Raw genomic sequence first — 13023 nt, 5'->3', positions numbered from 1 at the left:
ACATGTAACGAAGCACTCTCTTTTTCGTCTTGTATATAAACCATCTTTATGAAATTGATTTTAAACTGCTTTCTGATTGTTTTCTTTCTCACGGTAAAACTCAGTGCACAGGAAATCTCAGGTACTGTAAAAGAGTACAATTCTAATAAAACCATTGCTTTTGCTACTGTGAAGTATCTGGAAAATAGAGGTGTGATCACAAATGAGGAAGGTTACTTCAAGATTCCTAACATCGAAGGGGTATCACAGATTAGTATTTCATCTATTGGATACGAGACCAGGATGCTGAATATTGAGGAGATGGATTCGGTAATCTATTTAAAGCCAAACACTATAGAACTTTCCAGCGTTTTTATTTCAAATTCGAAGATGGAGCCTGAAGCGATTGTAGAAAAAGCGCTGGCTAGTGTACAAGCGAATTATGATTTTGGTCTTAGGAAGAAAAGATTTTTTATGAGAAAATCTTATATAGACAAAGTGAACGAGTTGAAACTGGATGTCGAAGAAAGTACGGTAGAAGGGATAGACCAGAAATTTATGGATAATATAATCGAACAAATTCCGAATTATATTGATAGTTACAGGGAGTACTTTGGTGATTTTTATGGAGATTATGAAACCCAGAAAGTTCAGTTGCTTAAAGTCGCTAACCTGGAAAACCCGATAAACGAAGGATCTGCAGATGAAATTGTGGAACGCTTTGAGAAGATTTTACAGGAGAATGTGAAAGAAGGAACTTTTTTAAAGGTGAAATCTGGAATTATAGGTTTCAAAATGGATTCTGAAGAGTTAAATGAAGAAATTGAAGATAGTAGATCTTCAAGAGAACCTGGTATGAAAACAGCGGCAGAGCTTGAGGAGGAAGATCTGAAAAAGAGAAGAAGTACACTGTCGAGGGCACAGGTTTTTATTACAGACCTAATGAAAGATATGTTCTGGCTGGAAGATATTAGGCTGGATGTTTTTGAGAAAACCAGAAAGTATGATTTTACTGTAGAAGGTTATATAGCAATACAAAACTCTATAGCCTATGTAGTGGCATTCGAACCTAAACGAGGTGCCGATTTTAAAGGGAAAATTTATGTGGATACTGAGGATTTTGGAATCCACCGCCTGGAATATGAAAACGTGAAAATACTCAAAAGCTTTAGTCTCTTCGGAATAAGTACACAGGATAATGTCTTTAGAGGTAAAATGATCTTTAATAAGAATGATAATAACAAATATGCTCCAAAGTTTATTGAACAGCAATTTGGTAATCGCGTTGAAGTAGATCGACCTTTGAGTTTACTAGTGAAGAAAGATGGATTTCTTTTTAAGAAAAAGTTGCAAGAAGTGGATTTAGAACTTAAAATTGATAATTCCAGCCTTAATAAACTGGAGTTTTTTATATATGATGATGAATCTTTACAGAAATCTAATTTCGAAGAGATTTCTGTATCAGAAAACTTTGAATATAAAACTTTCAAAAAGTATGATCCTGAGTTCTGGAGTGACTATAACATTCTGGAACCCAATACTGCGATTAAACAGTTTACCAGTTTAGAAAACGAATAAAATATAGGTAAAATAGAGCTAATTTCGGTTAAATCCTCTGGTTTTACGTTGATGCCGTGCGTACTTTAGACCGGGCTTTAAAAAGTTCAGAAGTCATATCAGTACCAGAAACCTTGATATATAGTGTTAAGTCTGGTCGGTCGCTACTTTATAAGTTGGATCTTCAAGAATATTTACTTCTATAAGAGCATCAGCATTCTTTAGTAATCTTCGGCAATCATTGCTTAAATGTCTTAGATGTACTTTTTTACCAACTTTATTATAGCGTTGAGTAACCGCATTTAAAGCCTCAATCGCAGACATATCAGACACACGACTATCTTTAAAATCGATAATAATTTCTTCAGGATCGTTTATCACATCAAATTTTTCTGCAAAATTAGTAGTAGAGGCGAAGAACAACGGGCCGTATATTTCGTAATGCTTTACTCCATTTTCGTCAATATGTTTTCTGGCTCTAATTCTTTTAGCGCTTTCCCATGCGAAGAACAATGCTGAAAGTATTACTCCAACAAGAACTGCCAATGCCAGATTATGAAGAAGAACTGTTATTAAAGCAACTATAATTACCAGGAAAATATCTTTTTTAGGTACTTTATTAAAGATCTTTAAACTTGCCCATTCAAAAGTTCCTACGGCTACCATGATCATTACCCCAACCAGTGCGGCCATTGGTACCTGTTCTATAACTGGCGCACCAAATAACACGATTGCAAGAATAGTAAATGCTGCAATGATTCCTGATAATCGAGCTCTGGAACCTGCAGATAAGTTTACAAGGGTTTGAGCAATCATTGGGCAGCCGCCCATTCCAAAGAAGAATCCATTTAGTACGTTAGCTCCGCCTTGTGCAATACATTCCCGGTTACCATTTCCTTTAGTTTGTGTAATTTCATCAACCAGGTTCAGAGTAAGTAAGCCTTCCGTTAGTCCAACGGCAGCCATGATCATAGAATAAGGCGCGATTATTTCTAATGTTTCCCAGCTTAGTGGAATATTAGGAATATGAAAAGGAGGGAAACCACCGCTAACAGAGGCAATATCTTCCACCGTTTTAGTGTCTATACCCAGGAAGTAAACCAATATGAATACTACTATGATAGCAACTAAAGAAGAAGGAACAGCTTTAGTTATTTTAGGAAGCAATACCACAATTGCAATAGTTAAGGCTACTAAACCGGCCATAATATATAATGAAGTTCCGGTTAGCCATACAATGTCACCATTTACAACTGTTTTAAATTGATCTAATTGAGACATGAAAATAATAATGGCCAACCCGTTCACAAATCCAAACATTACCGGGTGAGGTACTAAGCGTATAAACTTTCCAAGCTTAAAAACACCAATTACAATTTGAATCACTCCGGCTAAGGCAACTGCAGCAAGTACATACTCCAGCCCATTAGATTTCATTAAGGCAATTAATACGATCACTGTCGCGCCGGCACCCCCGGATATCATTCCTGGCCTTCCTCCAAATATTGCCGTCACTAAACCCATTATAAAAGAAGCATACAATCCCATTAAAGGAGGAAATCCGGCTAGAATTGCGAATGATAGTGATTCCGGAATCATGGTCATCGCTACGGTTAATCCGGCAAGCACTTCCGTTTTATAGTTAACCTGTTGCTTGAAGTCGAATAAGTTCAGAACTTTTTTCATAATGAGGGCTATTTCTGCTTCTTTTTAAGAAGCGGCAAAAATAGTCATTAAAAATAGAAGTGCAACCCATTGAAAGTTTAGATTCATATATTTATTAAATTATGATTTTCAGCGAGTTATATTCCTGAATTGAGTAGATTCTTTCCTCTTAATTTAAATTATTGCACCTAATTACTGTCAATTGTTAGAAATTGAATAAAGATTAGGTAACAGATTACAAATGAAATACCTTTGCAAAAATTATTATTATGGCACATAAGGCCGGTTTCGTAAATATTATTGGTAATCCCAATGTGGGGAAATCAACGTTGATGAATGCTTTTATAGGGGAAAGACTTTCTATTATCACCTCTAAAGCACAAACTACGCGTCATAGAATTCTAGGAATTGTTAACGGGGAAGATTTCCAGATGATCCTTAGTGATACGCCGGGTATTATCAAACCTGCTTACGAACTTCAGGCTTCTATGATGGATTTTGTGAAATCTGCTTTTGAAGATGCCGATGTGTTAATTTATATTGTTGAAATAGGAGAAGAAGGATTAAAAGATGAGGCATTTTTTAATAAGATCTCTAATTCTGAAGTCCCGGTATTGCTTTTATTGAATAAAATAGATAAGTCTAATCAGGAGCAATTAGAGGAGCAGGTACAATACTGGGCGGAGAAAGTTCCAACCGCTGAAATTCATCCAATTTCGGCACTCGAAGGATTCAATGTACCGGCAGTTTTCAACAGAATTATAGAATTACTTCCGGAATCCCCTGCATTCTATCCAAAAGATACACTTACAGATAAACCGGAACGCTTTTTTGTGAATGAGATTATTCGTGAAAAAATCCTGATGCACTATAAAAAGGAAATTCCTTATAGTGTAGAGATAGAAACCAATGAATTCTTTGAAGAGGAGAAGATCATTAGAATGCGAAGCATCATTATGGTAGAGAGAGATACTCAAAAAGGGATCATTATTGGCCATAAAGGAGCCGCTCTCAAAAGAGTTGGTGTAGAGGCCAGAAAAGATCTTGAGAAATTCTTCGGGAAACAGGTGCATCTGGAATTGTATGTGAAAGTCAATAAAAACTGGCGTAGCGATTCCAACCAACTTCGTAGATTCGGGTATACCGATAAAAAATAAACTTTTCAGAATAATACAGGAAACAGTTAATTGATTTAAAACCATTAATTTTGCTTCCTGAAATCAATTTATAGTTATGGGCAATATTGTCGCCATTGTGGGTAGACCTAATGTGGGTAAATCAACTTTTTTTAACCGACTCATTCAACGTCGTGAAGCGATCATTGATTCGGTGAGCGGGGTAACCCGTGACAGGCATTATGGAAAGTCTGACTGGAATGGAAAGAAATTTTCATTAATAGATACCGGTGGGTACGTAAAAGGGAGTGATGATATCTTTGAAGCTGAAATTGATAAGCAGGTAGAACTGGCCATCGATGAAGCAGATGCTATTATCTTTATAGTAGATGTAGAATCGGGAGTTACTTCTATGGACGAAGAGGTGGCAAATCTTCTTAGAAGAGTAAATAAACCAGTATTGCTGGCTGTAAATAAAGTTGACAACAATAAACGTCTGGCAAATGCCGTGGAATTTTATTCTCTTGGTTTGGGTGAATATTTTCCAATTGCCAGTACCAATGGTAGTGGGACGGGAGATCTTCTGGATGCTCTTATTGAAGCCCTGCCGGAAATTGAAGAAGAAGACGAATCTGAATTACCAAGATTTGCTGTGGTAGGAAGACCAAATGCAGGAAAGTCTTCTTTTATAAATGCCTTAATAGGCGAAGACCGTTATATCGTAACCGATATTGCCGGTACTACACGTGACTCTATTGATACCAGGTACAATCGTTTTGGATTTGAATTCAACCTTGTGGATACTGCAGGAATTCGTAGAAAATCCAAGGTAAAGGAGAATCTTGAATTTTACTCGGTGATGCGCTCTGTGCGTGCTATTGAGAATTGTGATGTTTGCTTAGTGGTTCTTGATGCTACCAGAGGTTTTGATGGTCAGGTGCAGAATATTTTCTGGCTGGCTCAAAGAAATCATAAAGGGATCGTGATACTAGTGAATAAATGGGATTTGGTAGATAAGGAAACCAATACCATGAAGGAATATGAGGCGATGATTCGTCGTGAGATTGAGCCATTTACAGATGTGCCTATTGTATTTATTTCCGTATTGACCAAGCAACGAGTTTTCAAAGCGATTGAAACTGCGGTTAAAGTATTTGAAAGTAGAAGCAAGAAGATAAAAACACGTCAGTTTAATGACGTTATGTTGCCTATTATAGAAAGGAATCCACCACCAGCTTATAAAGGTAAATATGTAAAGATCAAATTTTGCATGCAGTTACCAACACCGCATCCTCAATTTGCATTTTTCTGTAACCTGCCACAATATGTAAGAGATCCTTATAAACGATTTCTAGAAAATAAGCTGAGACAGGAATTTGATTTCCAGGGTGTGCCAATTTCAATTTTCTTTAGAAAAAAATAACTAAGCTTTAAACTTTTTTAGAATAGGTTAGTCTAAACTTGAAATAGAAGACGTTTATTTGTTTTCATTCATCAATCAATTCATACTAACCAAATGCGAAATGTTTTCAGTTTGCTGTTGCTTTTCATCAGCGCAGCTAGCTTCTCCCAGGAATTTGCGGTAACCGGTACCATCACCGACGAAAATAAGAATCCACTAGAATCAGCTACAATTTATGTAGAGCAGATTGCCGACAGCAGCCTTGTTACCTATACGATCTCAGAAAAGGATGGCAATTTTCTGCTAAAAGGAAATACAGAAGCTGAAAAGCTTAACCTTATTGTGAGCTATAACGGTTATGCTCCACATCAGCAAGTTGTTGAAATTCAGAAAAATATACTTATCGAGAGTATTCAGCTTCAGCCAATGAAAAATGCGCTGGATGAGGTGACCCTTACAGCATCTCGTGCACCAATAACTATAAAAAAGGATACCCTGGAGTTCAATGCCGGTTCTTTCGATACCCGGCAGGACGCAAATTTAGAGGAACTCATGAAGAAACTTCCGGGGGTTGAAGTGGATTCAGATGGAAATATCACCGTGAATGGAAAGCCTGTTTCTCGTATTCTAGTAAATGGGAAGGAATTCTTCGGAAATGATCCAAAAATTGCTACAAAAAACCTTCCGAAGGAGATCATTGATAAAATTCAGGTTACAGATACCAAAACCAAAAGTGAGGAATTTACGGGAAAAGCAGGAGATCCTGATAATAAGACGATAAATATCGAGCTAAAGGAAGACAAGAATAAGGGGTATTTCTCCAGATTAACTGCCGGTGGCGGGACAGACGATAGATACGAGCTTAGTGGTATTGGTAATTACTTTAAAGACGATATGCGGGTAAGTATTCTCGCCAGTTCTAATAATATCAATAGTTCAGGGTTTAGTTTTGATGAGGTTTTTGATATGATGGGAGGTAATGCCAGGCGCATCAGTTTTAACAGTAATGGTTCTTTCAGTATTAATGGGAACGGATTTGGAAGCAGTGGCGGAATTACAAAATCTGAAACTGCAGGTTTTAATTTTGTGAATGAATGGGATAATGACATGGAATTGAGTGCTGACTATTTTTATGGAAGAAATGACACCGAAACCCGAACCAGGGTAGAGCGGGAAAATATTCTTCCAGATTCAAGATATTTTACAAATTCCCTTAGTTCCAGTAACCTTATTAATGATAGTCACAGAGCTAATTTACGTTATGAGGTAGAATTTGATACCCTTACGAAATTATCTATCGCTCCAAGATTCAATGCAAATATTGGGACTTCTTTTAGAGATCGAAATGAAGAAACTCTGGATGAGAATATGAATTTACAAAACACTTCTGTTATAGATGAAATGGAGGAGTTGAACAGTGCAGATTTCTCAAATAATATAGATTTTATTAAGCGTTTTGGTGGTAGAGGCTCATACCTTCAAATAGATGTGGATCATTCTCATAGTAAACAGGAGAACGAAAACATTTACTTTTCTCAAAGTATTTTTGCAAATGCTCCCGAAAATGATAGAGTTCAGGATCAGTTGATAGATCAGGATGAAAAGACCAATTCTTTTGGTGCCGGAATTTCAAAACGTAGTGTATTGGGTGATGAATTATTTCTGGATCTTAATTATGATTTTTCAACTTCAAAGAGTCGTAATACCAGGAATGTTTTTGATGCGGTAGATGGTAATTATGTAAATTTTAATGAATTGCTAAGTAATGACTTTGAGGTAAGGAGTTTTAAACATACCCCAAATGCCGGAGTAAATTACGAGGGTGAGGTGTGGAGAATAGATACTGAAATTGGGATTTTAAGCACTACGCTTAAAACAGATAATTTTATCGATAATGTTTCTTTCGATAATACTTATAATAACATTTTTGTGGATGCTGATATTCGATATTCCATAGAACGATCCAAAAGTATAAGCCTGGGATATAGTACAAATGCTGATATACCTTCAGTTAGGCAGTTACAGCCGGTAGAGGATCGTACAAATCCATTAAATATCGTCGTGGGTAATCCAGAACTGGAACCAACTTTTAATCAGCGAATAAATTTTAATTTCAGGAATTTTGATTTTGCAACCCGTAGTGGCTTCTTTGGATATATGTATGCCAATTTTACAGATAACCAGGTGGTGGCTACCAGTAGCGTAGAAGATTTTGTTCGTACAACGACTTATACAAACGTAGATGGTGTGATAAATGGTAATCTGGGAGGTTCGTATAGTAAGACTTTCAAAAAAGATGCCCGGGAGTTACGTTTGAGATTAAGAATGAATACAGGTTATAATCGCAATGTTGGATTTATTAATGCCGTTAAGTATAAATCTGATCAATTTAACCTTAGTCCGGGATTTCAAATGACCTATGCCATTGATGAGTTACTGGAGATCAACCCCGGTTATACTCTTAATTATAATGACATCAGTTATGATATTAATAGTGGAAGAGATCAGAGTTATACTAATCATGCATTATCATTGGAAACAACTACCTACTTTCCTGAAAATGTAGTTTTCGGGAATGATATTTCATTCAATCATTATGGTAATGTTGCTCCTGGCTTTGATAATACCTCTCTTTTGTGGAATATGAGCCTGGGATATCAATTCTTAAAAGATAATGCTACTTTAAAGGTAAAAGTCTATGATCTTTTAGATCAAAATGTAGATACCAGAAGACTTGTAGGGGATGATTATATTCAGGATGTAAATAATCTCGTCTTACAGAGATATGCTATGCTAAGTTTCACTTATAAACTCAGTAGCTTTGGAGGAGGAAAACCACCAGGAAAAAGAGGTGGGAGAATGATTAGGATGTAATATTAAAAAGTGATTTTTTATCGAAAGATTCCTTTTAGGAACATTAGAAGTCCGATTTTTCTCTTCGGAAATTTTAGCTCTTGTCATTCGCCTAGAATATCGTTGGTTCAACGATTATTTTTTGAATTAGAAATGTAACTGCTTATATTTAAGTGAGTTGAATATTAATTCAAAAAAACTAGGCTTATGGAAATTTTTACTGATTTTGTTGAAAATTATAAGGGATCGCTGCAAGGCCTAAATATATTTGCTAAAATAGGAGTTACTCTTGCATTGGCTTTAATTTTACTTGCGGTAGTAGGAGCAATTATTAATGTAATTGTTCTTAACGTATAATTTTAAAACACAGATTTAACGTCTTAATTTTAAGGCCATGTATTCATTTTGCGAAGTGAGTACATGGTTTTTTATTTGCTGTAATATCAACTGAGTCAATTTGAGAACCTCATTTTGTAGATTTTATAGTAAAACAGAATAGCTTTTTTTGGTACAACATTTCAGGCTTGATTCCAGATCTTTCTTAATTCAGTTATTAATTCTGTCAAAAGCGTGTTTATCCCGCTTGCGGAAACAGATTTTTTTTAATAGGTAACCTCTATTTGGTGAATAGGGAGCATAAAAAAGAGGTTGTCTAAAAAGTGAAAGTATTGTCATTTTGAGCGAAGTCGAAAAACCCCAAATTTCTTAAAAATAGATATTTATGTTTTATGAGATTTTTCATTTTATTCAGAATGACCCTTTTTTGCCTCCGGTAGCTCTACAGATCATACATTCGTAAACGGACTTAACTTTCATACCATGTTATAGCGCGATCACTATATATTTATTGGATTTTATTACACTCTGATACATAGTAAAAACCAGAGACCGCAGTTCAGGTAAGCACAAGATCAAAATGCTGTAATTAGTACCTGGAAAATATAAATTTCCTCCCGATCTTTCAGCTTTTCTATCTTTTTTTCGTCTTATATCTAATGTTACCTTCAATCCTAAATAAGGTTAAAGTTTATCTGTACACAAGCCGTTGTAGTAAGACATACGAATGGTGTCGGCTGTGGGGCCGGAGGAATAGTTTGGGGGCCCGGAAGGAACTACTGCAGAATTGGATATAAACAATGATTCATCATTTACGCTCTCCTTCAGGGATTTTGTAGAAGACAGAGGATGGGGTGCATCATCATATCCGGTAACTTTACAATTTGAAAAGATTCAGAATTAGCCTGTTTAGTTTCATTATAGAAATTTTGAGGTGGAATTTCTCTGTGTCCGGAATTTTTTCTACTAATTGATTCTTCGGTTTTTATCTCTAAAAAACAAAATCTTTTCCAACTTTTAAGTCTATTAAATATAGGATTTCCATGGATTTCTACTATCGGGTGGTTTTTTAAAAAAAATTAGAGGGTAATAAATTATTTGGGCTTGTTCTATTTACTTCACTATTTCCCTAAGAAGGTTTCGAGCCTCATTAAACCGGGACATCATAAGAGGCATTTTTATATCTTCATATGCTGCCCGCGCTTTACGTTCAGCAGTCTCAATCGCCTGAATTAGATCTAATGCAGCCTTTTTTCGTGCCTGTGCATCGGTACTGCCAACAGACTCGATCCAGATTGGAGAACTATGTGCGAATGGGCGTGCATGCATGGTGGGCCAGTTGTCCTCCCTGAGTTCGCTGGCATAAGCTCTTATTGATACCCATCCTCCCACAGGGAGGTTCACATTCCCTTTATACTGTCTCGTTTCACCGGCTTTAATCCCTGTAAGTTTTTTCACAACAACACCATTTACTACAAGTTCAACCACATCAATGTCATTTGTTCCAACCAGTGTGGCCTGCCAGTTTTGAGATCCACTGGAAACTACATCCCCCGGTCTTGCGCCCTCACCAACCTGGAACATTAAGGCAGGACCCGTAGTCACAAATCCTCTACCCGCCCTGGCAGCTTCAAGTACCGCATCAGCTGTAAAATTTTCTTCGTCCAGTTGCACATAATTTCTGCCTGTACCTACCGCCATGGTTCGATGGAAATCCACCCACATATCGGTCCCCGACATGGCAGCTACAGGTCGTCCTATATTGAGCAGGCGATACCACAGCTCCGAATTTCCGAGAGGGCTGGTCCAGGCACATACCATTTCCAATCCTATAAGCTCGCCCAGGACAGCGTCCGAAACCAGTTCCAAAGGAATTGGGTTTTTCTGCAGATTTTCAAATGGGTCGGAATCATTGCTGATAGGGTGCACGTAGGTAAGGAAGGCCCCGGAATTCTGGGCATATTCTACAACTTCACCGTTGCTTCTATTCGGGTCTCCCAGAGTTGGATTATTTGGTCCCCAGAACCACGGGGTATAAGGTTCTTCAACTCCGAGTAGGCTTACATGCCCATGGAAGTGAGAACGTATTTCCTGGCCCTGGGTTACAATTCGGCCATCCACGACCGTTTCGCGACCTACAATTGCCTCGTCAATTCGGCGCTCCCAGCGATTCCAGGACATAGGAGCGAGTAAATTAAGATCTTCTCCCTCCATAGCACGAATGGCATCCTTATGGTCAGCACGGTAATGCCCGTCACCATTCAAATGCACGTGATGATCTGCAGATACGTAGCCCTCGGCACCGGCATCCCAAATGGGTTCCAGGCTGAGGGAGACTTCTGAAATATTATCCTTGTTAACTAAAACGGTTGATTCTACTACTGGCGTCATGGGACCACGAACTGCGGTCACCGTATATTTGCCCACCGGAAGATCAAACTGCGATTCCCCCTTTAGGTAGAAATAATATCGGCCCGTTTGCGGATCGAAATAGGTGGCGTCCTCATGGGAAGCTACCGGAAGTCCATCCTCTCTAACAATGGACACTCGTGCGGTAACCTTGTTTCCGACGGCATTTGCCAGATTCACTTTCAGTTTTCCGCTCTCTTCTCCAAGGTCCCAATTTGAAATTTTTACCTCTTCTGCGGAGCCACCGTAAGTGGAGATATGCATCAGTCGGAACTGACGGTATTCATCTAATTCTGCAAAATACACCTGGTTACCGTCGGCGCTAAAGGCTGGCGTTAAGGCGAAGGGATCGCCGTTGGTAAGGCGGTGTTTGGCAGTTGTTAAGGTCCATTGTCCAGAGATGATACGCATTATCAATAGGAGCACTATAAACAATTAAATCTTGTTTGGGATGCGTATCAGCAGTGAAATGGTAATCCAGGGTTCGGGCAAGGGCTATTGTATCAGAACCAGACTTAAGATCTTTAATCCGAAGCGCCCGATATGCGCCACTGCCGTGAAGGTACAGGAGACTTCCGTCTTTAGCCAGGCTTCGGGAGTTTCGTTCTACCTGGGAAAGATTGGTGAGCTGTTCTGTCATTTCCGATGACAAGTTATATTTCCAAAGATTAAGGGAACCGCTAACTCCCGATGTATAGTAAAGCCATTCCCCATCGGTTGAGAATTCAGGATCCAACTCTATGGCTTCGGTGTCAATTTTTGTTTCCTTGCCGGTAGCGAGCTCTTTGATTATGACTGCAGTATTTAGACCATTATCCCGAACGAATGCCAGGTGTTTACCGTCTGGGGACCAGCGAGGCCGGGAGTCGACTTCGGGGCCACTTGTTAACCTTACCGCGGTTCCAGTCTCCAGGTTCAGATTCCAGAGCCAACCGCGGGCAGCGAATGCCAAGCGCTTTCCGTCCGGTGCAGGTGCGGGATCTGTTTGTCCGTGGGAAAGGATCGGAAGTTCATGCTGTTCCAGGTACACATGGTGACCAAAATCATTAAGTTTCGCATAGCGATTTTCCCATTGTGCGGAAGCAACACTGAAAGTTAGAAGGTATACAGCTATAGTTACCATGGCGAGGGTTTCCATACTGCGATTGTTTTGTATGGGAGGTCTTCTATTTAGTCCGGTTAATAATAAACTCCTCATGGATTTAATATGACAAAACCGGGTTGAGAGCTTGACTCTTTTTGTAAAGAAGCATAATAAATCGTTTGTGTTATTTAGTATGTCTATATCGTAAAAATTCATTTCTTTTTGGCTATTTTATAAACGTTTCTCAAATAAAAGTTTTAGTTGTCCCCCAATTAAGCAGGATTGGTCAAAACGGGTTTCGACGAATTGTAGAATAATATTGATCCCGCCTTTCAGTTAGAAGCAAGGCAGTAATTACAATCGCAATAGCGACCAGAGTTTCCCTATTTATAACCAGTAATTCTTCGCTGTAAGCGCGTTAGTTCAGTCCAACGATTTGCTGGTTCGAAGGATTGGTGGGAAGGATTTATACCGTTGTAACTCCTGCTATTAAGCTTCGGCTTCCGAGGAAATACCTATAACTGCCACTTTCGTCCGTTTTCTTTGCCGCAAAAAGATATGACTGCTACAAAAGTGATGAGGCTTGCCTATTGAGAATAGAAACTTCTGTTAAATGTAAAGAT

Annotated in this window: 8 protein-coding genes; 5 read left to right on the top strand and 3 right to left on the bottom strand. The window is 38.4% G+C overall.

The window, feature by feature from the left end:
- Nucleotides 1–48 precede the first annotated feature (48 nt).
- Nucleotides 49–1557, top strand: a complete 1509-nt coding sequence (locus GFO_RS14105) for a carboxypeptidase-like regulatory domain-containing protein (RefSeq protein WP_011710840.1) — start codon at nt 49–51, stop codon at nt 1555–1557.
- 126 nt (nt 1558–1683) lie between these two features.
- On the opposite strand, the gene GFO_RS14100 is transcribed toward GFO_RS14105, so the two are convergent.
- A complete protein-coding gene (locus tag GFO_RS14100; protein WP_011710839.1) occupies nt 1684–3222 on the bottom strand; it encodes a SulP family inorganic anion transporter in 1539 nt (512 codons plus the stop codon).
- A gap of 248 nt (nt 3223–3470) precedes the next feature.
- On the opposite strand from GFO_RS14100, the gene era reads away from it, so the two are divergent.
- From era to GFO_RS17835, 4 genes are all read left to right on the top strand, one after another.
- Entirely contained in the window at nt 3471–4358 is an 888-nt protein-coding gene (gene era, locus GFO_RS14095) for a GTPase Era (protein ID WP_011710838.1), read from the top strand.
- A 76-nt stretch (nt 4359–4434) separates the two neighbouring features.
- Nucleotides 4435–5739 (top strand): ribosome biogenesis GTPase Der, encoded by a 1305-nt coding sequence (gene der, locus GFO_RS14090; protein ID WP_011710837.1) that lies wholly within the window; start codon nt 4435–4437, stop codon nt 5737–5739.
- 93 nt (nt 5740–5832) lie between these two features.
- Nucleotides 5833–8592 (top strand): outer membrane beta-barrel protein, encoded by a 2760-nt coding sequence (locus GFO_RS14085; RefSeq protein ID WP_011710836.1) that lies wholly within the window; start codon nt 5833–5835, stop codon nt 8590–8592.
- Nucleotides 8593–8778: 186 nt separating this feature from the next.
- Nucleotides 8779–8928, top strand: a complete 150-nt coding sequence (locus tag GFO_RS17835) for a hypothetical protein (RefSeq protein ID WP_011710835.1) — start codon at nt 8779–8781, stop codon at nt 8926–8928.
- Between the two features lie 1092 nt (nt 8929–10020).
- Here the strand turns inward: GFO_RS17835 and GFO_RS14080 are convergent.
- On the bottom strand, nt 10021–11727 hold the full coding sequence (locus GFO_RS14080; RefSeq protein WP_198408245.1) for a CehA/McbA family metallohydrolase: 1707 nt from the start codon (nt 11725–11727) through the stop codon (nt 10021–10023).
- Nucleotides 11639–12454 (bottom strand): TolB family protein, encoded by an 816-nt coding sequence (locus tag GFO_RS17895; RefSeq protein WP_198408244.1) that lies wholly within the window; start codon nt 12452–12454, stop codon nt 11639–11641. Before GFO_RS17895 ends, GFO_RS14080 begins: the two co-directional genes overlap by 89 nt.
- Between the last annotated feature and the right edge of the window lie 569 nt (nt 12455–13023).

This window comes from Christiangramia forsetii KT0803 (assembly GCF_000060345.1).
Classification (GTDB): Bacteria; Bacteroidota; Bacteroidia; order Flavobacteriales; family Flavobacteriaceae; genus Christiangramia; species Christiangramia forsetii.
This window is presented reverse-complemented; position numbering and strand designations above follow the sequence as displayed.